This window comes from Lysinibacillus sphaericus (genome assembly GCF_015844675.1).
GTDB classification, from domain to species: Bacteria; Bacillota; Bacilli; order Bacillales_A; family Planococcaceae; genus Lysinibacillus; species Lysinibacillus sphaericus_E.
The window spans coordinates 55,242-78,723 of record NZ_LDGC01000087.1 but is presented as its reverse complement, the minus strand read 5'-3'; the positions used below and the strand labels follow the sequence as shown (position 1 = coordinate 78,723).

At 33.2% G+C, this 23,482-nt stretch carries 30 protein-coding genes; 29 read left to right on the top strand and 1 reads right to left on the bottom strand.

The genetic code is table 11. The annotated features are described in order from the left end of the window. Nucleotides 1-5: 5 nt before the first annotated feature. Nucleotides 6-572 (top strand): NADPH-dependent FMN reductase, encoded by a 567-nt coding sequence (locus tag ABE34_RS21055; RefSeq protein WP_197144397.1) that lies wholly within the window; start codon nt 6-8, stop codon nt 570-572. Between the two features lie 78 nt (nt 573-650). On the opposite strand, the gene ABE34_RS21050 is transcribed toward ABE34_RS21055, so the two are convergent. Beyond that, nucleotides 651-1,670 carry a DUF2332 domain-containing protein gene (locus tag ABE34_RS21050; protein ID WP_197144396.1) on the bottom strand — a complete coding sequence of 340 codons (1,020 nt, stop codon included), beginning with the start codon at nt 1,668-1,670 and terminating at the stop codon, nt 651-653. Nucleotides 1,671-1,793: 123 nt separating this feature from the next. Here ABE34_RS21050 and ABE34_RS21045 point away from each other — a divergent pair, with 123 nt between their 5' ends. The 28 genes from ABE34_RS21045 to ABE34_RS20910 all read left to right on the top strand — a co-directional run bounded on the left by ABE34_RS21045 (nt 1,794) and on the right by ABE34_RS20910 (nt 23,461). Next, nucleotides 1,794-2,675 carry a LysR family transcriptional regulator gene (locus ABE34_RS21045; protein ID WP_197144395.1) on the top strand — a complete coding sequence of 294 codons (882 nt, stop codon included), beginning with the start codon at nt 1,794-1,796 and terminating at the stop codon, nt 2,673-2,675. 345 nt (nt 2,676-3,020) lie between these two features. Then, nucleotides 3,021-3,695 (top strand): response regulator transcription factor, encoded by a 675-nt coding sequence (locus ABE34_RS21040; protein WP_241747024.1) that lies wholly within the window; start codon nt 3,021-3,023, stop codon nt 3,693-3,695. 82 nt (nt 3,696-3,777) lie between these two features. Next, nucleotides 3,778-4,701: an ATP-binding cassette domain-containing protein gene (locus ABE34_RS21035; protein WP_197144394.1), complete on the top strand. Its 924-nt coding sequence runs from the start codon at nt 3,778-3,780 to the stop codon at nt 4,699-4,701. Continuing rightward, entirely contained in the window at nt 4,694-5,476 is a 783-nt protein-coding gene (locus tag ABE34_RS21030; protein WP_197144393.1) for an ABC transporter permease, read from the top strand. The genes ABE34_RS21035 and ABE34_RS21030 overlap by 8 nt, the downstream gene beginning before the upstream one ends. Before the next feature lie 13 nt (nt 5,477-5,489). Beyond that, on the top strand, nt 5,490-6,374 hold the full coding sequence (locus tag ABE34_RS21025; protein WP_197144392.1) for a sensor histidine kinase: 885 nt from the start codon (nt 5,490-5,492) through the stop codon (nt 6,372-6,374). Nucleotides 6,375-6,622: 248 nt separating this feature from the next. Further along, on the top strand, nt 6,623-7,081 hold the full coding sequence (locus ABE34_RS21020; protein WP_241747025.1) for an SMI1/KNR4 family protein: 459 nt from the start codon (nt 6,623-6,625) through the stop codon (nt 7,079-7,081). 807 nt (nt 7,082-7,888) lie between these two features. Beyond that, complete coding sequence (locus ABE34_RS21015; protein WP_346655594.1) at nt 7,889-8,215, top strand: DUF5713 family protein; 327 nt, start codon at nt 7,889-7,891, stop codon at nt 8,213-8,215. 169 nt (nt 8,216-8,384) lie between these two features. Continuing rightward, nucleotides 8,385-8,978 carry a DUF6241 domain-containing protein gene (locus ABE34_RS21010; protein WP_197144391.1) on the top strand — a complete coding sequence of 198 codons (594 nt, stop codon included), beginning with the start codon at nt 8,385-8,387 and terminating at the stop codon, nt 8,976-8,978. Nucleotides 8,979-9,143: 165 nt separating this feature from the next. Then, nucleotides 9,144-9,395: a hypothetical protein gene (locus tag ABE34_RS21005; protein ID WP_197144390.1), complete on the top strand. Its 252-nt coding sequence runs from the start codon at nt 9,144-9,146 to the stop codon at nt 9,393-9,395. A gap of 121 nt (nt 9,396-9,516) precedes the next feature. Beyond that, nucleotides 9,517-10,038 (top strand): hypothetical protein, encoded by a 522-nt coding sequence (locus ABE34_RS21000; protein ID WP_197144389.1) that lies wholly within the window; start codon nt 9,517-9,519, stop codon nt 10,036-10,038. A 223-nt stretch (nt 10,039-10,261) separates the two neighbouring features. Next, the gene (locus ABE34_RS20995) at nt 10,262-10,612 is read left to right on the top strand and encodes an immunity protein TriTu family protein (protein WP_197144388.1); all 351 of its coding nucleotides are present in this window, start codon (nt 10,262-10,264) and stop codon (nt 10,610-10,612) included. Between the two features lie 199 nt (nt 10,613-10,811). Then, entirely contained in the window at nt 10,812-11,120 is a 309-nt protein-coding gene (locus ABE34_RS20990; RefSeq protein WP_197144387.1) for a hypothetical protein, read from the top strand. 225 nt (nt 11,121-11,345) lie between these two features. After that, complete coding sequence (locus ABE34_RS20985) at nt 11,346-11,804, top strand: hypothetical protein (protein ID WP_197144386.1); 459 nt, start codon at nt 11,346-11,348, stop codon at nt 11,802-11,804. A gap of 290 nt (nt 11,805-12,094) precedes the next feature. Then, complete coding sequence (locus tag ABE34_RS20980; protein ID WP_197144385.1) at nt 12,095-12,442, top strand: hypothetical protein; 348 nt, start codon at nt 12,095-12,097, stop codon at nt 12,440-12,442. Nucleotides 12,443-12,486: 44 nt separating this feature from the next. Next, the gene (locus ABE34_RS20975; RefSeq protein ID WP_197144384.1) at nt 12,487-13,338 is read left to right on the top strand and encodes a hypothetical protein; all 852 of its coding nucleotides are present in this window, start codon (nt 12,487-12,489) and stop codon (nt 13,336-13,338) included. Nucleotides 13,339-13,394: 56 nt separating this feature from the next. After that, on the top strand, nt 13,395-13,676 hold the full coding sequence (locus ABE34_RS20970) for a hypothetical protein (RefSeq protein WP_197144383.1): 282 nt from the start codon (nt 13,395-13,397) through the stop codon (nt 13,674-13,676). A 99-nt stretch (nt 13,677-13,775) separates the two neighbouring features. Further along, on the top strand, nt 13,776-14,228 hold the full coding sequence (locus tag ABE34_RS20965; RefSeq protein WP_241747026.1) for an SMI1/KNR4 family protein: 453 nt from the start codon (nt 13,776-13,778) through the stop codon (nt 14,226-14,228). A 589-nt stretch (nt 14,229-14,817) separates the two neighbouring features. Continuing rightward, complete coding sequence (locus ABE34_RS20960; RefSeq protein ID WP_197144382.1) at nt 14,818-15,324, top strand: imm68 putative immunity domain-containing protein; 507 nt, start codon at nt 14,818-14,820, stop codon at nt 15,322-15,324. Nucleotides 15,325-15,374: 50 nt separating this feature from the next. Beyond that, entirely contained in the window at nt 15,375-15,926 is a 552-nt protein-coding gene (locus tag ABE34_RS20955; protein WP_197144381.1) for a hypothetical protein, read from the top strand. Nucleotides 15,927-16,134: 208 nt separating this feature from the next. Continuing rightward, nucleotides 16,135-16,698 (top strand): DUF4303 domain-containing protein, encoded by a 564-nt coding sequence (locus tag ABE34_RS20950; protein ID WP_197144380.1) that lies wholly within the window; start codon nt 16,135-16,137, stop codon nt 16,696-16,698. Between the two features lie 255 nt (nt 16,699-16,953). Beyond that, nucleotides 16,954-17,136: a DUF2750 domain-containing protein gene (locus tag ABE34_RS25905; protein WP_197144409.1), complete on the top strand. Its 183-nt coding sequence runs from the start codon at nt 16,954-16,956 to the stop codon at nt 17,134-17,136. Between the two features lie 383 nt (nt 17,137-17,519). Next, on the top strand, nt 17,520-17,978 hold the full coding sequence (locus ABE34_RS20940; RefSeq protein WP_197144379.1) for an alpha/beta fold hydrolase: 459 nt from the start codon (nt 17,520-17,522) through the stop codon (nt 17,976-17,978). Continuing rightward, nucleotides 17,920-18,381, top strand: coding sequence for an alpha/beta hydrolase (locus ABE34_RS20935; protein WP_197144378.1), 462 nt, complete (start codon nt 17,920-17,922; stop codon nt 18,379-18,381). The genes ABE34_RS20940 and ABE34_RS20935 overlap by 59 nt, the downstream gene beginning before the upstream one ends. 320 nt (nt 18,382-18,701) lie before the next feature. After that, nucleotides 18,702-19,757 carry a hypothetical protein gene (locus ABE34_RS20930; protein WP_197144377.1) on the top strand — a complete coding sequence of 352 codons (1,056 nt, stop codon included), beginning with the start codon at nt 18,702-18,704 and terminating at the stop codon, nt 19,755-19,757. Between the two features lie 281 nt (nt 19,758-20,038). Beyond that, on the top strand, nt 20,039-20,449 hold the full coding sequence (locus tag ABE34_RS20925; protein WP_197144376.1) for a hypothetical protein: 411 nt from the start codon (nt 20,039-20,041) through the stop codon (nt 20,447-20,449). A gap of 361 nt (nt 20,450-20,810) precedes the next feature. After that, nucleotides 20,811-21,437 carry a hypothetical protein gene (locus ABE34_RS20920; RefSeq protein ID WP_206700598.1) on the top strand — a complete coding sequence of 209 codons (627 nt, stop codon included), beginning with the start codon at nt 20,811-20,813 and terminating at the stop codon, nt 21,435-21,437. 485 nt (nt 21,438-21,922) lie between these two features. After that, nucleotides 21,923-22,570: an SMI1/KNR4 family protein gene (locus ABE34_RS20915; RefSeq protein WP_197144375.1), complete on the top strand. Its 648-nt coding sequence runs from the start codon at nt 21,923-21,925 to the stop codon at nt 22,568-22,570. Nucleotides 22,571-22,816: 246 nt separating this feature from the next. Further along, nucleotides 22,817-23,461, top strand: coding sequence for a DUF1963 domain-containing protein (locus tag ABE34_RS20910; RefSeq protein WP_197144374.1), 645 nt, complete (start codon nt 22,817-22,819; stop codon nt 23,459-23,461). The last annotated feature ends 21 nt before the right edge of the window (nt 23,462-23,482 follow it).

The following is a 23,482-nucleotide window of genomic DNA, read 5'->3' as shown; positions in this document are numbered from 1 at the left end:
TCAGCATGAAAATTGTTGCACTAGCTGGTTCAATTGTCGGTTCAAAAACAAAAACAGCCATCAGTAAGGTGGTTGAAATCATACAAAATCAATATCCAGAGCATGAGGTAGTGTTGCTAGATCTTGCTGAATACAAAATGGAGTTTAGTGATGGAAGAAATTATTTTGAATATGATGGGGATACGAAATATGTGACCGAAACAATTATGGCTGCAGATGCAATTGTCATTGGAACGCCAACATTTCAAGCTTCGATTCCGGCAACGTTGAAAAATATTTTTGACTTACTACCTGTCAATGCGTTTCGCGATAAAGTGGTGAGTACGGTTGTTACAGCTGGCACATCGAAGCACTACCTAATGATTGAGCAGCAGTTAAAGCCAATTCTCGCTTACATGAAAGCTCACATAGTCCCAACGTATGTATTTATAGAAGAAAAGGATTTTTTACGGAAGGAAATTATGAATGATGACGTCTTATTCCGCCTTGAGCGTTTAGCTGAGGATACAGTGATGGTAGCTGATGCGTTTGCAGAAATTCGTGCTAAAAAAGATTCGGAATATGATTTTTAGAGATTACTAATTTAATAAAATTTAGACGCTGTATAAGGGGGCAATCTTATACAGCGTTTTTTCGTGACGTTTTTATTTTTAGTTGGACCACTTGAACCATCGAGCATGGCCATCAGGGCGTTCCATTGTCCGTATAGATTCTATCTCGCCTTGATCAATTAAATCTTGATGCAGTTGCGTATCAAATAAATTGTTATAGCAATGGTAGAGAGGTCGTTCCATACTGATCTCTTTTAATTGCTTCATTAATTCAAGGCGTAACTCCATTGGGATTTGATTGGCCACATGTGTATGATAAACAACTAACATTGCATCTTCATTAATTTCTCTACTAATATCTTTAATCAGTTTAATGGCATCTCCTTTTATCAGTTGTAAATCGAGTTCTTTTAAAATAGGGAGCGCTTGATTTAACAAAAATCTTCGTTCTTCATGCTCTGGCCAAATTAATGCTTGGAGCCATCGAAGCTCTTCTTCATTATGAATATTAATAGGATTTAAATCGATGCCAACTCGTTTACGAACAACTGGAGCATTTGTAATAGAAGCTGGAAGTGGTTGTCCTCGATTTTCTGAGGACAAAACGAAAGCATTATTAGAATTGTTTATGTGAAGCTGTTGATTATAGCAGTAATTGTATTGATCCATTCCAAGTTGAAGTCCTGCACTTGCACCGATTTCTAGTAAAGCTAATGGCTTTTTGTGGCTTTCATAAATTTCTGTCATCATCGGATAAAGGTAAGAACAGCGACGAATTTCATTTGTCTGAACAAGTTTTTCTTGAAATAAAGTCTTCAATTCGTCTGAATGAGACAAGACGAATGCTTTAAAAACTGGGTACACTTCACTTATTGCTTTGGGTGTTGTCGTTAAAGATGGGTAAAAATGAACTAAATCGTCCTTTGATGAGGAAAGCAAATACTGAACACCAGCTAATAATAAATTAGGTACAGGTTGTCCTTGAGGTATAGACGTCGCAATTTTTAAAAGTTCATTGTCATCAGCAATCTTATTCGCTAAATGTTCATACAATGGACTTGAGTTTTCACATTCATTTTTTGCAAAAGTACGGAATTGTTTACTTAATTTAGCTAACATACGATTCTCCCCTTTGCGTAAAAGTAATCGATCTACTTTTAAGTTTATTATTATTGGATAATTTAGTAAATTAAATATAGATAATGAAGTTGATTAAAAACATTAATTGAAGGGGATGAGATATTGGATTATAAATGGATACAGTCTTTTGTAGTTGCAGCTAAATCTTGTAATTTTCGAATGGCAGCAGAAGTGTTACATTTATCGCAGCCAAGTATCACTGTTCATATTCATCAATTAGAACAATTTTTGAATGTAAAATTATTTAATCGTGAAAAAAACCGTGTGCAATTAACGGAGGCAGGGCACCTTTTTCTAGTAGAAGCTCAGCAGATCATTCATCAATGGGATAAAAGTATTGAACGTTTTCAGTTAGCGACAAAAGGAATTGAAGATAAGCTAATTATTGCAATGACTCCCTTAATGGTGGAAACGATATTACCTCATGTAATTTATCAATTTATCAATGAACACCCGTCCATTGAAATATCGATTCTAGTGGAGGATTCAGCAAAAATTGAGAATTTAATCAATAGTGGTAAGGCACATATTGGTATATCCTTATTGCCAACTCGTTATCGACATTGGCACCAAGAGCCTCTTGTAGAGAGTCCTTTAGAATTGGTTATTCCACTAGATGCTTTCGATGATGAGACGGGAGCTTTTATTGATTATGAGGAATTATTTCAAACCTACACGTTATTTACACACCATCATCCAACTATTTGGGAGGATTTATTACATAAGATACAGGAGAAATTTGTAGTTACAAAGCAAGTGTCCATATCTCAATCCTATGTGGTAAAGCGCTTAATAAAAGATGGGCTAGGTATGTCATTTTTACCACGGATGATTGTTAGAAGAGAGCGGATGGAAGGGAGGTTTAATATTGTTCCTTTCGATGATCTAGTTTTGCCAAGTGTTCCTGTATATCTTTTTTATAAGGATTCGGTAAAGGTTCCAGAAGAGTTATTATGCTTATTTCAGACGAGGGATTATTTGTGATTATCGTCAACAATTTTGTAATTATTTATTTAACTCATATCTTTACTAATAGTTCATATCAAAAGTAGGGAAGTCATTTTATAACCTATGCTATGTAAAGTTGATTGGAGTGGAGATTGGGTGACTTCTTGAGGATTAGTGATCTGACCCTGGAGCGTAAGCGAAGCGGCTCATGGACGCCCCCAGGAAGCTCTGCTCTGTGCGAAAGCGAAGCGTCAGCGGCAAAGCGCCAAATCGAACGGAAATCAACCCACGTTATGGTGATGGCTATTAAAAATTTAATGTTGAACGACATAAAGTTTTATATAATATTTATAGGAATATTTTTACAAAGGTGTGATTGTATTGAGAATATTATTGGTTGAAGATCATGAAGATGTAAATGCAATGCTAACCGAATTGTTTGAGCAAGCAGATTATCAGGTAACGAGTGTGATGGATGGAGTAGAAGGTCACCGGGCATTTCTGCAAAATGAGTTTGATCTTGTGGTTCTTGATATTATGCTTCCCTATAAAAGCGGGGATGAATTACTAAAAGAAATTCGCGCTATTTCGGATGTACCAGTTGTTATGATTTCGGCTAAAGATTTAGTATCAACAAAAATTGATTTGCTTCGTTTGGGAGCGGACGATTATATTACGAAACCTTTTGACCTTGGTGAGGTACTTGCCCGTATTGAATCTATCTTACGTCGTGTTAAAAAACAAGATACACCAATTAAGCAGCTACAATACAAGGATATAGTGCTAGATGATGTCGCTAAACGGGTGACTGTGAGTGGCGAAGAGGTCATGCTAACTGCAAAGGAATATTTATTGCTCGAATTGTTTATGACAAACCAAGAAAAAGTATTCACGAAAGCCAATTTATATGAATCTATATGGCAGGAAGAATATTTAGGAGATGAACATATTATTAAAATTCATATTAGTAATCTTCGTCATAAATTAAAGGCAAAAAATCCACAAGCGGATTATATCGAGACGCTTCGAGGGCTTGGTTATCGTTTACGTCCATAAATTATCCGTAATCTATACGCCATCTTTACTTTATCTATACCTTTCATGAGTAATCTATGAATATGAAAGGGAGGTGCTTTATATGGGTGAAACCATATTAAAAACGAATCAATTAACAAAAATATATAAAAAACAAACAGTACTTCACGACGTATCAATCGAATTAAAAGAAGGACGTATTTATGGGCTTATTGGTGAAAATGGTGCAGGGAAATCAACCTTAATGAAGATTATTTCAGGGATTAGTTTTCAAACAGAAGGTTCATTTGAGCTATTTGGAAAATCGACTGACAAGGAAATACAGCAGCAACGAAAACGTATTGCCAGTATGATTGAACAACCAGCGATTAGCCCTGATATGACTGCAAAAGGGAATCTTAAATATCGTCGTTTAATGCGCGGGATTCCGAACGAGGAGCTTGAGGATGAGATACTGCAATTGGTTGGTTTGACGAGTACAAACAATAAGAAGGCGAAGCATTTTTCACTAGGTATGAAACAGCGTCTAGGTATTGCTATTGCGCTATTAACTAACCCAGAACTATTGATTTTAGATGAGCCAGTGAATGGGTTAGATCCTATAGGTGTTGTGGAAATTCGGCAGCTTTTAACACGTCTTTGCGAAGAGCGACAGATGACGATTTTAATTTCGAGTCATAATTTACCAGAACTTTATCAAACAACGACTGATTATATCATTATTCATAAAGGGAAAATTATGAAACAAATGACACAACAACAGCTCGACGAAGAATGTAGACATTATATCCGCATTGGTTGTACAGCTCCCGAACAATGTGCACATGTATTAGAAACAATACTTAAAACACAAAACTTTCAAGTCATGCCAAATAAAACGATTAAACTGTATGATTTCTTAGAAGATCTTGGGGACGTATCAACCGCCTTATTTGAAAATGGGGTAACACTTACGGAATTTAGTCTACAAGGAGACACATTAGAGAACTACTTCCTTACGTTAATTGGAGGTGAGCGACATGTTTAATTTAGTCCGTGCTTACCTTTACAAAACAACTAAATCCAAAATATTTTGGGTCTTACTGGCTCTTACAACATGTTCTGCAATCGCAATGTTTAGTATTGCTTATGGGATTGGCAATAACTCCATAAATGAAAGCATCAGCAACGTTGGTTTTTTACTATCTGATATGAATATGATGTCCATAGTAGGCGCTGTACTAGCCACTATACTTATTTGTTCAGATTTTGATACAAAAAATATCCATCATCCAATTATAAGCGGCATTGGGAGAATCCAAATTGTCATCAGTAAAGCGATTGTTTTCTGGATATTACTTTTTGTTCTTGTAAGCCCGTATATCATCGTGACAATAATTGGTTTATCAATGGATAGCACGTTTAGTATGGGTGGGAAAGCGGCTGGTTTTTTAAGCATTCTAACTTCAACTACTAGTGGTAGCTTTGGGGAATACGTAACAATAATGATCACCATGACAATGGTTTATCTTGCCCAGTTAACGACTTGTATTTTACTGGCGTTTGCCTTAAGAAAATCGGTGCTTGTAGTAGCTGCTTATTACATGATGTCCATGTTCTTTGGGCAGGTCGCTAGTTTTCAGGATTCATTTGTGATTATAGATAAAGTATTATCCTTCACACCATATTCAGCGGAGTATCTTACGATTAATTTAAGTATGAGTAAAGGAGATATAATTTCGGCCGTTTCCATTTGTGCCATCTTTATAGTAGTAGTTTTGTATGTAACATTCATGACATTTAGAAAAGCAGAAATCAGGTAAGGGGATGTAGGGAATGTGGATCGTGGCAATTGTAGTCATTGTAGCATTACTGTTTTATATTTTTTATATACAAAGGCAACTACGAATGATGAACGTACAATTGTCACAACGTCTACATGAGCAATATACGCAGCCAATTAGCGTAGAGCTATTAAACAAAGAAGTAAATGAACTCGTGGCAAATATAAATCGCGTATTAATAGAATCACAAAAATCAAGAACGTATATTAAGCGGGAAGAAAAATACTATAAGGAAATGATTTCAAACATTTCTCATGATTTTCGTACGCCGCTAACCGCGATAAAGGGCTATCAACAAATGCTATTAAAAGAACCATTAACAGAGAAGCAGCTCGCAAAGCTTGAAGTCGCACAAAAACATGTTGGAAGACTGGAGCAATTAGTAGAAACATTTTTTGAATATTCCTATTTGCATAGTAATGAAGATCAACCTAAAAAGAGTCGTATCAATTTATCAAATATTGTATTTGAAGAGATTGCCGGTGCCTATGCACAGTTTGAAGAAAAAGGAATAGCCGTCAATTTGCCTAATTTTGAGCCACTCATTATGAACTCTGATGAAGAAATGCTATTACGTATTGTACAAAACTTAGTACGAAATAGCATCATGCATGCGCAAGGTGATGTAACTATCAAGCTGTGGCTAGAAGAAGAACATGCATATATCTGTTTTCAAAATCCGATTGACGAAAATATTCAACTAAATCCTAACCAGCTTTTTGATCGATTTTATACAACAGACAAATCTAGACGTAAAAACACTGGCCTAGGGCTATCTATTGTCAAGCTGCTAGCAGAAAAATTAGGTGGAAGAGCAACAGCCAAAATAGAAGATGGCATGATTGAGTTTTTAGTGTGTGTAAAAAAGAATATGTAATATTAGTAGCCAAGAAGCTTAGTGCATCTTGGCTACTAATATTACAGTAACGTTTACAACAATGTTATTATCGTTGTGGAAATGTAAAACTATTTATGGTAATTATAGTATATAAAGTAATGATTATTTTGGTAGCGATTTCATCATTAAATGTACACCTAAAACGGCCATTAAGAGACATTTAAAAGAGTTAAGTTATATTCCATAATCATGATTATACTGATTATTAGTATAAGGGGAGAGTGCTAATGATGGATGCAAATCTTATTAGTAGAATTGAAACTTTTTTGAACAAAAGTGAGTTCAGAGGGTTTAAAGGCATACCAGCAACCGACGAAGAAATTTTGAATGCTGAACAAGCACTAAATGTAAAGTTTAACAAAGAGTATATTCAATTTATTAAATTATTTGGAGGTGCTTGTGTCGGCTTAAGTATACATGCTTTTAATAACGGAAGTTTTATTGGGAAAAGTACTGTAGTCGAACTTACACAATGGTTTAAAAAAGGTGGAGAAGATACAATCCCACAAGAATTGAAAGGTGCCTATGTTATTTCAAATGATGGCTCAGGAAACCCAGTTTTAATGAATGCTGATGGAAATATATTTATTTTTTGGCACGATTCATGGGAAGTGGAATTATTACATAACTCCCTGCAGGAAATGTTATTGAAATATTTTCCTCAATCTGGAGGTTATTATGTGTAAACTTACTCGTATGACAGATACTTGTTTAAGGTTATTTTAAATCCCTTGTAGATAGGAGAAAAGGAGATCGTAATGGAAGGATCAAATCATAATTTAGAAAGGATTCTAAGAAACTGATAACACACATACTAGTTAAATAATAGCCTGATTAAAATAAGAAAGGGTGTTGATATGTTAAAAAGGTTTAGCTGGAAACAAAACGATATTCATTCAATACAATTAAAAGAGAATTTATTCATCATTGCTCAATTATTAGAAAGTCCATATGTTGCATTTTTTAATATCTCGAGTGAAAGTAGTAATTTTAATGAGAAGCCACTTGACTTAAATGATTTAAAACCTTTTGGGTTATGTATGGTTTTAAAGGAATTTTTTAAAAAGTGTTCTGTAGGTAAATTAAAAAATGTACAACCAAATTTGAATATCCCTATACCAGAGATTTTCATTAGTAGTGACAGAGGACAGTGGGGGAATCGTTCACAATTCAGTGATGATGAACTTATATATAATTTGGTGAGAATTGATCCAGTAGTAGGAGATCGGGGTATTATGGGTAATGAAATTGTTCGGTATAATATTGATAGAAAAGATCCTAATATTTTGAATAACTATGAAATTACTGGTTATAACACTGGTTACGAATTAATACGCCGCTTAATTTTATCGATTGAGAATAGCCGTTGGATTGATCCATTAAAAGAACAACGATTGCTTGGTGGAGATAACTATCCGTTAAAAACAGTAGAAGAACTATGGCGTTATGGGGTTCCAAAATACGAAAGCTTAGATTCCAAAGGAGGAAACATTGTGAAGAAACTTGATTCTAAATTCAACTATCTAGAGGATATGTATGAAGATTCTTTCTTTCCATCATTTTTAGTAGATAAAATTAAATTGCATATTGTTCATTTAGTACATTTTATTGAGGAGAACACTTATACAGTAGAAGAGATTCAGGGGAAATTAGACGAAATGACTATAGCAATCAATGAGCTACAAAATGAGTTTTATGAAAATGACAGTGAAATTGAAACGTTTGCACGGGATTCAATCGGATTAACAGTAGAAAGAATTTTACAATATTTTGAGATTGATATCGATATTGAAGAAGCTCTTAGAGAACGAGACTGGTGAAAAATTTCTGTGTGATACTAATGCCCTTTTTTATCCATGAGTTTTAGAAAAGTATCGTTTGTCGACATCTAATAAGGCTCCATAAGGGTCATCATAGAGAGATACTGTTATTGTGCTGATGTTTGTTTACATAGTATTTGGGATAATTACGTATAAAGGTGGTAAAAAAATGAAGAGAATTCATGTTCTGGGTATTGTTGTTTTAACAGCATCATTGAGTATAAGTGGTACGTTTTTGATTATGAAAAAGAACTTTGAAAACGAAAACTCTAAAAGTGAAGAGAGTGAATTAACTAGCGGTCAATCAATTTCAAAAGAAAAAGATAAGAAAGAGTTTGTATCGACAGTGGATACGAATTTTGGTTGGGAAAATACTACATTTTCCAAAAGGATTGATGAATGGAACAGTGGAGATGAACCCTTTATTGATAATCTAATACAAGAAGTTATTCAAGAAATGTCTCATCAAAAGATTATTGCAGATGAGAAAGAATCATCCATTATGATTACACCGGAAAGAATTGAAACTATACTGCAAATGGTAGAGGAAAATAAAGATGGATACGAACACAGTGATCAATATTTAGATATATTAAATCGTTGGAAACAAGGCGATTTTAAATCTGTTGATAAAGACCATAATGTTATGTGGTTTACTCAAGGGACAAAAGAAGGTGGTATAGCCACTGGTATTTCTACAAAAGAACAAGAGAAAGATTATATATTCCAAGTCTTTGGTATTCCAATAGAAAAGCAGAGTTAAATCCTGTTTTTTTGCGCTTGATTGGTTTAGAGAAAAGATTTAAAAGTAACAAATATTATCTCACTACATTTCCTGACGGAGCGAAATTTAAGATAAGTAGCAAAATTTAAGATAAGTAGCAAAATTCTTTATCTTAGGCAAAGTAAATATGAAAAGTGATTAAGTATGAATAAAGATTATAATAACGCAAAATTGAAAACTGACATTCGAAATGGCTTAATAAACCATTTCGAATTTTTTGACTTGCATAAAATCCTTACGGAATATAAAGGTGCCGGTGGTAAGCAAAATGATGCATATGCGGTGTTAGAAAGTTTAAGAGAAGACCTTAAGGATGATAATTCAGAAGATATACTACTCGAATTATTAGATGTTGTAGTTGGATTCTGTTCACCGCATATAAGGATATGGGACTGAAGTTTCAGAAAACCACTAGAAAACGAGATGCTCGCTCTTTCTGGGGATAGTTTTAGAAACATAGTAATTGAGCGTCTGGTGAGCCAGGTGTGTAACTTCTATTTAGAATGAGGTGGGTGTCATGATAAAGAAAAGAAATTTTGATGAAATTATGGATTACCTAGAACATCGAAATAGAATTCCTAAGATCAGTGAGTTTACGAGGAAGGATTGTTTATTTTTATATGAGAAACTTGCCGATAATAAAATCGAGGCAGATCATGTTTTTTTATCTTATGAAAAGGCAAAAAAATACAATAAAGAGTTCCACGAAGATTTTAGTGAATTTAAAGAAAGCCATTGGATATTCGCAGAAACTGGAAGAGGCGATTTTTGGATAATTGATCTTGATGATATTCAATCACCGCCTACAGTATTTTTTTATGATCATGACCTTGAGGATTTTAGTCCTGAAAACATGTTGAATATTTCAATTAATATACTTGAGTGGTTTGAGCTAGCAGATTTAATTTCTCAACTTCATAACGAAAATTTTTATGACGAAGATTTTAGATTAAAGGAGCAATGGAAGCAAAAAGCTATTCAGGAAATGGAAGAGATTAAAAAGGGGCTTTCAAAAAAATCTCCTTTTCAATTATTTTGAATAAGTATCTAGGATAATGATGTACAAGAGTAAGAACTCTTTATTACATATGAGTATTGATTTTTTTTTTAGTGAAAATAGAGAAGTTCCATTTTGATATCTTGAATCGGGTTTTACAGGAAAACCTTCTCCACATCCAGTATAAAATAAAAGGAAGGGCCAAATTCACTTGAAGAAAAACTAGTGATAAAGAAAAATGTTATTGTCAAAGGAGAAAAAATTGATGCAAGAAAGTGAAAATATTTTAAAAGATTTTGAAGAATGGTTTGTTACAGTAGGGAAGTCGTCATTAAAATCTCCTAGTGCATTTGACATCGAACATATACTTCGTCCAAATGGTAATCACTATTATTGTTTGAAAATAGATTTCGAAAGTAATAATTCTATTGCAAGATTAACACTTTGGGGAGAGAAATCAGTGTATTTAGAAGCTATAGATTTGAAAAATGATAAAAATTTTATAAATGAAAACTATTTTTTCTCAGATTTAAAGGAATTAATAAACAAAGTGCTGCAATTTATAAAACAACTAAATGATAAAGACAAAATGCGCAAGCAAAGTAGTTTGAAGTAGCTTCTTTTAACTTGTCGGGTGTCTATACATGCAACAGATTGATTCTTCTAATAGAGCAGTATTGAATTTAGAAAGGGTAATAGAACCATAAAAAGGGTTTATTTCCCTTTGTTTTTTGACGCTCGATATGGAAAATACAATAGACTCATTAGAGAGATATAAGATAAGTTTTATTAGAATTTAGAGGGGGAGTAGTTTTATGGATACGGAAGAAGCAGTTGCTATAATTTATGATGGGTTAGTAAGTGAAAATTCAGTACCAGTAAAATTAAGAACGAATAGGGAATTAGATTCTGATTTATTAAATCAAGTGAGAGAGGCATTAGATGTAGTAATACAATACTATAAAGACAAAGAGACAGTTCCTAAAAAGTTAGCACTCGCTATGGTCGATATCAATGGTGCATTTTCATTTCGAGCGGGGTATTTAGACGATAAGTTTTTGGAAGAATTAGAGGGAATCGGTATTGAATTGCAGGAAAAGGCAATAAAGCTTTTTTCTGAATGATTTATTTAGAGGGGGTTTCAAATAGACATGGGGATAAAAATGTATTTTAAGTAGAACTAAATATGAAGCTTTAACTTTTCCAGAGAACCAAAAAAGTTGAAAAAGAAATTTATATTTGAAGGTATTGTGGAACAACAATTGAAAAAAGTCTATGGAGAAAATGAAGATTTCTCTTTAATAAATATGTAAAATGTTGACTTGTTTTATATAGAGGGAGTGAGTTGTATGGATTTTTCAATAGTTACAGACACTGCGGGTGCGAGAGTTGGTGAATTAGCTAGTGAATTAAGAAACGCATTGGTATCTAATATAAATACAAAATATAAGAATGTCGATGTTTCGATCGGGATAGCCTTTAGATGCTTACCTGAATCGTATGGAAGAAAATCATTTATTCGATTTACGAAAAAGGATAACTATCTGACAATCGATATGGCAGTTACGGTAGAAGAATATGAAAAAATGTATAAAATAGAACAGAGATATTATTTGGGGAATCTATTTTTAGAGTTTCTAAACAGGGCGTTAGAAAAACACAACTTTGAAGGGCTTGAAAAAGAGATGTTCATAAGTGACATTAAAATGTGGGCAAGAGAAATCCCTTTGAAAATGGATAATGGTTCAACTAAATTATGTAATTGGTTTAATGATGAGATTGATTGGTTTGTAGATCTTGATAAATAAAGACAGTTTTATAGTAGGGTGTACGCTTCTACAGTGAATCTAAGAATAATTTAATTGACCAAATAAATTGTTTTTAGTCAGGAGAAATGAGAAGCGGATATTACAACTATTTTTTGAGTGATATCTCACGTTCTATGGAAGAGATGTATTGGACCGATGTGAATAAATATTCTTTCAAGAAAGGGGGGGATTGGCTTAGTGAGGCTGCTGAAGAGTAAATAAAAGTTAATTTTAAGGTTATATAAAAGATAAAATATATTACGAGCAAAAAAGTAAGATTGGAGGAAACTATGAAAATATATAGTACAGCACCAGACGGTAATGAAGCTGCAGAGCTAGAAAATGCTCATTATTTTAATTTGGCAATTAGCAAAATTGAAGAAAGCAATGAGTGGTTGAAGAAAGCTGAGAAACCATATCAGGTTATGTTAGTTCATATAGATATTTTATTGATGCTTTCTAGAAAGTATCAAGCAGATGCGAACTTAAGTATTAAGAAAGATAGAGTTTTAGAATGGAGAAATACTTTTGACGCATGGTTTACTAGGTGCGGTCAAAAAATCCCTTCAAAATATAGAAATGGAATTAAAGAAAACGCTGAAGAGTTATTTACTGAATTGAGTGAATATGGTCATTAAAGCATGCTGAAATTTACGATACTTAGAGGAGGCTGTAAAATCTAATGAAATACCTAGCTCATTCGATATTAAAAAATGAAAACAGCAGTAAGATTAGGTTTCTAGAAACATCTGAAGAAACGAAACGGGAGTTAGAAGAAAATTTTAAACTCCCCTTTTTAAATCAGGCACTTTTGGAATGGTACTATGACTTACCTAAATCTAAAGACATAATGTTTTATTGGACCAACGACTTTTATGTAATCGGTAAGGAAAATCTAATGATTGCTTTAGAAGGTTATAGATTTATTAAAGAAGCTAGAGGTTGGGAAGACTCCTCGGAGAAAATGAAGTGGAATCAAAATTGGATTATTATATCAAGTTGGAGCGGGAATCCAGTGATTGCAGATATAAGTAAAGAGGATACTCCAATTTATTATGATTATGTTGGAGGAGAATTTTCACCAAAACTACTAGTAGATTCAATGGAAAAGTTCGACTATTTTTTATCTGTTTGGCTGGATAAACACGATGATCAGTACTATAAAAGCGGTGAATATCAATCTGATTTTTATGAGTTAATGGAGAAGGAGTGGAAAACTAAATTAAGTAATAATGAAATAAAAAACATATGCGAATTTCTTCCCATTATAAAATCAAAAGAAAATTTTGCACCTCTTGAGCAACGAATTAAAGAAAAAGTTGGAAAATATTATGTGTATCTTGATGATCCAGGTGAAAATAAATCAAAAGTGCTCTTAGCTGTAAAAAAAGAAACAGGTCTATCATTCGATGAAATACGAAATCGATTAAATAGTAAGGGATTTCTAATAGCTGAGGGATACGGGGAAAATACTTTAGTTTTGGCTGACTATTTTATTTCGTTAGGTGCCAAAGTAAGAACTGAGCAGAAATGAAGTATTATAGTGGGTTTTGTGTAAGTCTTACATAAATAATCAAAAATGGAGGCTTTATGAAAAAATTAAATCCTAGTCAAGAAATGTTTTTTAGGACATTACATGAAATTCAAGAAGATGTGGTTCAGGTTGCTCTTAGGAAATGTAAATGCAGTTGTGAAAATATCGAAACATTATTATACGATGTAACCTATGAAACCATTTTCAATATAATGGAACTTTTTGATGGCTATACAAAAGATAATTTACAGTTAGATATTATCGAAAAAGATAGTAAAAAATCTTTGAAGGAAAATATTCAGCTACATGATGTATGTGTAGATTTTATCAAAGAGTGAGTTTCAAATTTTGAAAAATTATACATATATCCTTCCATATAAACCAGAAAAATTTGTTGCCTGATGCCAATAATAATTTCTAGAAGAGGTGAAAAGAATATGAATGATATAAATGAATTGCGAAATAAATATATTTCCTTATATGATGATGTTGATGGAGTTTCTAAAGATTACTTGGACAAAATTGAACAAGATCTTCAAGTAAAACTACCAGAGGACTTTCGTGAAATATCTCGTTTCTATGGTGGAGGAGACATTGGGGGGAAAAGTATACATTCTTTTGTATTTTCAGATCCAACAAATCTTCTAGGTGAGACTTTGAGAATTAGAGAGGCAGTTGGTTTACCGAATAGAATGGTTGTTATTGCTGAACAAGATATGAGTGTTATTGTTATGGATACGGAAAACAAGCCATCCATCATATGGATAGATTCTGTAGAAGTAACTAAATTAGATAAGCAAGATTTTATTTCTAAGCCAGGTGTTTGGGATGATTTTTCTGACTTTTTCAATTACTTGCTAGATGAAGAAGAGGAAGAACGTAAATATTAAGATATGGTAAAGGGTTTATGTCCAATTGCATAGATAATGGAGATGTATTAAAAAAATATATTTATTTGGTATTGGAGGTTCAACGTGGATATGGGGAACAGTAGTATATACTGTAATATGTAATGGTTATTGTAGCAGTGTCTCAGAATGGATAAAAAATCTGTTGAGCTGTTTTCTAATTATGGTTTTCCGCTTAAAAGTGTTAGAGTGGCTTAAGCTTTTGTAGCAACTACGACAGGTCTTGGTGGAAACCGGATACAATGGTTCCAATCTAGTAGATTTCTACTTGCTTGAAAATCTTGAAAGATTTTATTCTTAATATATCTTTTAAAGCAGTAAGTAAAAGTTTTTGAAAGTTTAGGCGCTACAGTTTTGGCCCATTAAATGCGAAAAAAGGGAAAAAATGAAGATGACAGTTTTCTAAAGGCATTAGAGAATAAGAGCCGAAATATTACGCCTATTCTAAAATCGAAAAATATAAGAAAATATCATCTATTGCCGCGATACAAAAAGGGGATGGAGGAAACAATTATAACTAGTTTTCCAAATTTGCTGAATAAACAAGACTATTGAGGGGGCCAAAAAAGCGATGATGTACATTGAGCGATGGTGGGGAGAATATATCGGTGGAACCGATGATACATACACTTTGATCGACTATTTAGTTGACAGAGAATTTGAGTCGGATATTCCAACAAAAATAAACGTTAAAAATATTTTGCAAGACTTTCAACTGAATAATACTCGGGAAATTAAAGACTTACGCCAAACGAAAGATATTTACTATATTATAGAAAAAGAGTTTTTTCAAGATATAGGCTGTGTAATCAATTTGTTGATGGATATTACGGCTATTATTCTGGAATGTCAAAAAAACGGTAAGGTTCATCTGACGGATTTAACTGGCGGTATCATGGACAAAAATGCTGTTATTTCTTTAAAAGTTGAAAAAGAAGAAATGGCTTTCTTGAGGGGAGTATTGGAAGATTTTATTCATCACCCTTTAAGTTATGATTTGGCGGAGTTTTGTCCGGAAGATGATATGCGGGAAATTGCAAAGGTATGTAAGGAGATTATAGAAGAACTAAATATGTAAAATAGAGAAGCGAGAACGAACAGAATTCTATTTCCGGGAGAGGTTTAACTATGACTATTGGATTGAATGAGTTATGGGATGGAAAAATCCCAGTAGATGAAATGAATTTAGCGGAATTATCCGATAAAATATGGGAGATTGGTGAACTAGATGCCATCAAAGAGAAGGTGTCGCCAGAGTTATTTCAACTTCACATTGCCATCAATACGATTGGCAACTGGCAGTGTGATGGGTGGGACGGTATCATCGCGTATCAGCCGCATCTTGTGCCGTATATTTCCGAGGTTTTGGCGAAATTTGGCTTACAGCATTTGCGGCATGCTTTTGACGAAGTCATTGCGATTTTCCCGGATTTTATTATGTTTGAGGATGATTCACTTTATTGTGATATGATCAATTTCCTGCATAATATGCGACTTAAGGTAAGCGATGAACGTTTGAATGCATATACGCAAGAAGAGCGTCAAACCATGGTGACGCAATATCAGGAAAAGCTCAATGAATTGGATAAAATGACGGGACCTCTATGGGGATGTGGGAGCCCTATGGACGGTTGGGCCATGATCTTTGATTATATACAAAAAAATAGAAGCGTTATATAAACAGCGTTTGGAAAATGAAAATAGGATGATGGGAATAATCACGCGCGATATGTCTTTATCTTAATCGGATGAAGCAGTTGACTAAATAGCATTGAATACTTTGGAAGAAGTAATTAAAGAAGTAATTGATCAAAATGAAGAGCTTACCGATGGAGAACGGTGTCCCACATACGAAATAAATATAGATACCAAGGGGGATTTTTAGTCTATGAAAGAATTTTTTGATGAGCTTGGAAAAAGGTTGATCAAGGCAGTTAGAAATGACTATAAAGAATTGTTGAAAGTAATTGGAAACGAAAGGATATATGCTGTTTGTTTAGTAACTGACAATGATGCTATGACGGTATTTTTTGCGATAAATACATATGAAAAGATGGAAAGCAACTATCATAAGTATACTCAAAAGAATGAGTCAGAGAATTTGAGTGATGAAGTTTTATACAAAACAATAAAATGGGTGCCTGCTGAATGGGGATACGATGATAGTGATCTTGAACAAAGTGAAATAGTTTTAGTTTCGGATTATTTGGCTGAGAAGAGGGAATCAATTGAGGACAGTAGATTTCGCGAGTTTGAGGAGCAATTTTATAAAACAATGACTGAAACTTTGCTTACATTACACAATGAGGGGTTGTTCTGTCATGAAAAAGATGACATAACAATATTTATATCTATTTCTGATGATGACCGAGCAGAAATGATTGAGAATTATTCAGCGGGGTTGCTGAACTCAGAAAATGTAATGAGTAACTTCAAGAAAAGATGGGATTAAAGCCGTTAATTTTTCTAAGTTTTTAATTTAGTATTAGTCGTAGTGCGTTTTGTGACTTGATGACTCCGTTTGATTAGAACTGGTTAATTTAACAAAGTAAGTGTAAAAATTGAAATTATGATTGATATATGGAGCTATCCTTAAATAGGAATCGGATTCTATCAACATGTGTAGATAAGGGGTTAATATGGGAAAGGGATTTGAAGAAAGTCCAGAATTTAAAGCCATGATAAAAAATCAGCTAAAGATCGATATATATACTCTGTAAAAAGAATTGCAGACTGGGAAGAGGCGTGGTCTTTAAAATTAAATGAAGGGTTTGTTACTACTTCAGATAAAGAAGGGAATCTTTCTATGCCTATTTGGCCATTTGAAGAATATGCTATGAAATGTATAGGAAATGAATGGGAGAACTGTAAAACTAAAAAATACATATAAATACACTTTTAGATGAAATATTACCTAACCTGTCTGAAGAGGGAATGCATGTAGTTGTATTCAAAGTTCCAGAAGATGATGAAGTTATATGCGTATCTGCGGATGACTTTAAAAATAATTTATTATATGAATGTTCTCAATTAGAATAAGGGCCTGTAAAAAATGGATGCCAATATTTCTAGTGATATTTGTAAAGTTTGGTGATTTGGATGGATATCGGCAGTCACACAATGTCGGCCATTTTGTGGAGGTTATTGATAGGGAAGTACAATCACAAAAGCTTTCTCAAACGTAAATTGGCGGAAAATCTGATGTCAGGTAGTTGGGACACATCTGCACCATAATTAAATTCATGGGTAGGATAACTTATAAGAGAGGGTTATATGAGTATATATAAAACGCAATTTGGAAGAGAAATGTCACTCAAGCTTTATGATGCTCAATTGAGGAAATTGGATTATTCATGTAAGGATGTTTACGTTCATACTCGTTTCGGAAGAACACATATCATTGAAACTGGCAATTTATCGGGTGAACCATTGTTAGTATTTCATGGTGGGAATAGTACGACTGCCTATAATTTATTAATGTACAGATTCCTGCTAAAGAATTTCCATATCTATGCGGTTGATATTATTGGCCACCCTGGAAAAAGTGATGAGGTTAACCTTTCCCCTCGCAATTATGATTATGGAAAGTGGGCAAGTGACGTTATAACATTGCTTGGATTTGAGAGAATAGCTTGTTTTGGGACTTCGTTTGGAGGAGGTTCTGGCAAAACTGATGTGTACCAAACCAGAGCAAGTAAAAAAATCCGTATTAATTGTGCCATCGGGTATTAACAATGCCTTTCCAATCAGTACTGTAAAAATGATGATACCACTACTAAAATATAGACTAACAAAGAAAGAAAAATATATATATAAAACTGCTTTATTTATGGCTATTAACGAAGAAATTCTTGATAAAGATACTTTGGATATGGTGAAAGATAGTTTTGATCATGTAAAAACAAAAATAGGGATGCCATCCAATGTGAGCGAACAATTAATGCAACAGTGTAAAGCTCCGACGCTTATTATGGCAGCAGAAAAAGATTGTCTATTTCCAGCGAAAAAAGTATTACCAAGAGCCCAAAGAATCATACCAAATAACACGGCTCATATGTTAAAAGGGTGCGGGCACATACATATGATGCCGGAGCGGGAACAGAAAATGATCGTTGATTTTTTAAGTGTTGAGTAACTCTAATTTATGCAGAATTTAATGAACGACTTTATCTTTGCTATAAGTTTGGGAAAAACGTAGATCCTTTAAAAGATTTGATTTTTGGTAGACCAATTCCATTAGAATATAAAGAGTATATTGATATTATTTCTTCGTAAAAACGCTATTGAACGGGTTTGCTGATTTTTGATACTATGAAGGTGTTATTTGGAAGGTGTACTTATGGAGCACAAAAAGAGTAGCATAAATCCTAAGATTTTGGATTATAATGCTACTCTTGATTATTTACTTTTTGGAAAACGTTCGAAAAGGGCATCTATATATCAGAGGTGAAATTAATGAAAAATATGGGTTTGTGGTTGGAACAAGGTTATTGTTCCAGCCGTTTAAAAAATGCACAACTGCAAACTAAAGGTTTAACACTAGAAATCCCTTTTACTGATGGTTTAAGTGAATACGATATTTGTAGGCTTAAATTGATTGTTGAGGAAGTGAGCGATGATAAACAATACCTGTTGGACTCCACTATATTAGGTGAAAAATTATCAGAAACAACATATAAAAATGTATCATTTTTGGAAAAGGATTTTATTCGCTATACATATGAAAATGACTTCGAGTTACTTAAAAATAGCGAAAGTGAGGCTATTCAACAAGCTCTTAGGGATGGGGTATTACAAGGAGGAAATTCATATCAGAAGGATTGTGTGGAATTAATCGGGAAATATGATTTGAAGATTCAAGTTTTTCGACAAGGGATACATCAGCCTGATTTTTTATCATCTGAAGCCCCTCAGTATTTTACTGATTATGAACAAAAAATTGAAACAATTACGGTTTATGTGCTGATATTTAGAAACGCTATTGAAATTCAAAGAAACAAAAAGCTTGCTAAGTCTTCAGTATACGGAAGCTTGGGAAATTTAGGTTTTTTTATGGTCGATCTTAAGCTCTTTAGTGAATTTATAAGCAATGAAGTTGGTAATGGGCCAATTAATCTTGTTGATTTATTTACTACAACCGATTTAGTTGATAAATGTTTTGAAGAAGGTATGCTGATTATTACTTGGGGGATTAAACCTTGGCATTATTATATTCAAGCGATGAATAATTCAATTATTTTTGATGAATGCATAGTTAGTGGAACTTATAAGATTAAAAAAGAGATAAAGGAGTTATCGATAATTCCTGGCGACGAATTGCTTACATGGCCAACGTGTCTAGAAAAAGAATGGCCTAAAATACAATTGGAAGGTGCTGGTGAAAAAATTGATCTTTCGCTATGTACTTGGTCAGGTGCTCTCGGAAACGAAATGATTCCAATGTATATTCTTCAAAGAAGGGAAGAAAAGGTAGAAAATATCGAACCAATTATTAACTACAGTTTCTTTTAAATGTTGGATTTGCGATAAATGTTTATCCTTCAACAATGCAACTATCGAGTGGGAGCGGTTGTTTAGCGTATTTGGAAAACCAGCTATAACAGAAGATATCGGTGACATATTTGAGTATGACGAGGATTTGAAGTTTATAGAAATCAAACAGTTCGGTCACTTAAAGGTTAGGTTTGTTAGTTGAAGAGGAATTTTCATAATATAATCTTAATTTTTTTTGGGATAGATTTTGTTATGATGACTGAAAACCTACCTTTAACTCATAAAATATGGGGGGCAAAATGAGAACTAAATTTATTGATACAACAGTTGGTGTAATAGATGCTAGAGATGCGTTGATTTTAAAAAAGGTTATAATGGATCGTTATCCAAGAGAAGTTGAACTTTCGTTAAATTTAGCAACAGCGTTGGTAGCAAATATTTCTACAGAAGAACGATACATTGACATTTCTTTCATTTTTAAAAATGTAGTCAAGTTTGGACTTTGTGGTCTTGATTATTTTAACGAAAATGTATTGGATACGTGCTTTTGTGAAGTGATTGATTCCGACTTTTTGATTCAGGAAAAAACGCTGATCCAAAAGGGATTTAAGCATTATTTTCTTGAATGTTATGATGAAGTTATTGAAGTTGTGGCTCAAGAATACAATATTATTTTGCCAGATGGAATTAGAATAGCTGGAAAAAAATAAAAGTAATTGGTAAGGACAGCTAAGTGAAAATCTAGAATTTGATTAATGGAGATGGATTTATATAAATAATGGAATCGCGAATTCCAATTAAATGGGACTCGTTCTTTTTTAAATTATATAATTATAAGAACCGCTACTGATATAAGAGATGTAATATTTACTCTCGAACCTCTTCTTAAACTAGGATTTTCAGTTATGATGAGTAGGACCTCTTGATTCAGAAAACAGAACCGGATGGCGATGTATGGAAGTAAGAATACTTTGGTAACGGAATGATGTCGCCTGAAAGACGTGGATTAATCTGTAGAAAGTAACTAAATGCAAAGGAGGAAATCCGAATTGAATTATTTGGAAAAATAATATGGAGATTAAAAATAATATATTAGTTGAACGAAAAGAAAGTATTATATTTCAGTTAAACAGGAATCAGAATGTTGGTAATGGATGGATTGGTGGAAATGCTCCAGCGTATTTCGACGAGAAAAGTGAACTATTAAGTGCAATTGAATCGGAATATCACTTCTATCTTTGTTTTGTAAGTCCGCTAGATAAAAATAATATGATTTCTATCTTTATACCGAAAGAATACGAAAATCGTGTTTCAAAAAATATTTATCCAAACTGCTCTTTGTACGTGTTTGAACATCCGGTTTCGAAAGAAAGTATTGATTCTACTTATACTAAATTTGGAATGGTTAAACACTATATATCAGAAGGTATTTTGGTCAGTGATGAACAAGCATTCGATACACCTTTTTTTATTAAATTCGGGGGGAATCCATTCCTTATCCAAGAAGAATATTATTACACAGAATTAGAAAAAGATAAATATAGTTTCTTGTGCCAAATTGATGAAGACGGTTATCCAGATGGGTTATTCGATTCAAGAACTAGTCTTCCATTTGGGTTTGGTGCTGTGTATTTGTATGCAATTGTGACGGAGGATTCGATAAAGAATCCAATAGTAGGATATTGGCAATATTCCTAGTTGTTATAAGAGATAGGATTTAGAGGACTCTATTCCATGGTCTCAAAATCATCGGTCAATTGTATCTGAATCCTTAATAATTAAAAAATCCAAAAGCATATGTAAAGAAGATGTCATAAACTCCTTCCTTTACATATGCTTTTTGTTAGATATGGAATTCCGAATTTGGCGTATTATACCTTGTGTATAATATAATTGTATAAAATAGTATTATATTACACGTACTGTTATTTACCGAAGTATCATTATTAGATTTTAATTTTCCAAAGTAGATGCGTTAGGTTGTGACAAAAAATGGTTTGTTAATTGAGACTGTAAAGCTAGACCTATACCCATTTTGCCAAGAGTAATCAAAGAGAGGCAGAATGACCATTGGATAGTGGATAGCTAAGTACGTGGATAGATGTCATAGTCACTGCTTCTCGCTTAGAGCAAGAGCATTGAATAGCAACAATGTAATTAATAAACGAGAGGATTGATCTTTTGTGAAACAAATAGAGGATTCAGTATTTAAATTTATACAGACAATGAATAAATATCCGCAAGAAGAATCCCCAGTTGTAAAGAACGGTGGTGTACGTAAAAGGTCAGAATTAGCAACACTACAGGTAGATGAAAAAATTTATCTTTCTCCTGAATTGAAGTTTTTTTATGAACATTGCGAAATAATTTGTGATGTTCGTCATGATGGTCACAAGTTAAAAAGCACGAGCATCGATTTAGGGAACGCACCTCTTTATCTTTGGTCTCCTGAAAACCTTATCAATAGGCAAGAGGGATTTCGTTGGATTGGAACGGATCTGAAAGAAGATCCAAAGTGGTATCCATTTTGGCTTGTCATTGCAGATATAAATGATGATCCTGTCGTGGTTGTAACTGATAGAGAAGGCTCACCGGTTATGGCATCTTATGAATCAGGTGCTCTTTTTCCGATTGCAAATTCTTTTTCTGATTTTCTGGATTATCTATCCATTACATTAGAATTAATACAGAAAAAGTATAATGGGGAAATAATAGATGACGAATCTTGCGAATTGCTCGAAGGCTTTATAGAAGAATTAAAAGATATGCTAAGTAAAATAAATCATAACGATGAACTTATTGAAAATTATATCGATTATTTATATGGGTAATAAAATAAATCCAAAATTGTTTAACTCATTGGGTAATAAAGGTTCTGAAACATGTAGAGAAGATATGAAAAGGGGGGCTGCTAATGAAAGTATATAGATTTGTAAATGACCATGATTTTAAAGAGCTAACTTTTTTGAATGAGGAAGAAGATGTTGGTCTTTTTGCATCTTTTAACAAAGTGGGAAACAGAATAGAAATATGATCTGAATGTTATAAACATAGAAAATAAGGATGGTATTAAAAAAATGTCAATTGAAGTTATTTTTAATGAAGTAGAAAATGAATCTAATGTAGCTCGTCTTGGCGGTTATAGCTTCTTACCTGAAAATATTGATTGGCCATTAAATCCAGATGGAGATAAATTAACACTTGTACTATGTTTACCAACGAATTTTCTTAATGAAACTTTACATATAAACTTACCAAAAGAACAGGTGCTATCCGTTTTTACAACGTATAAGAAAGATGAATACTTTTTAGATTCAATCACTTTTCATGGAGATCAAGAAGAGTTGAAAAATATTAAAAAAGGATATACAAAAGTTTTATTACACAAAGCTGGTGATATTCGAAATGAATCCGATTTTCTAATACCAGCACAAAAGTTCATTTTGGGTGAAGAAGTGGATTTAGATTTTGAAGATGTTGATGAAGAAGATTTAGATGATATAGAGATTTACTGTGGTTCGTTGATTGGCGATAAACCATCTTTTTTACAAGTAGAAGATATGGGTTTGGATGATTATCAATTTTGTCTACAAATTTATGGCGGTGATTTTCCTGAAGGATTCCAGGATGTGTTTAGCCTTAGTGACTCGGTCGGATATTTGTTTTTAAATAAAAATGTTGATCAAAATCATGCAGGTGTTTTTTTTACACAATGTACGTAAGAAAAGTAGGAAGTGAACTCA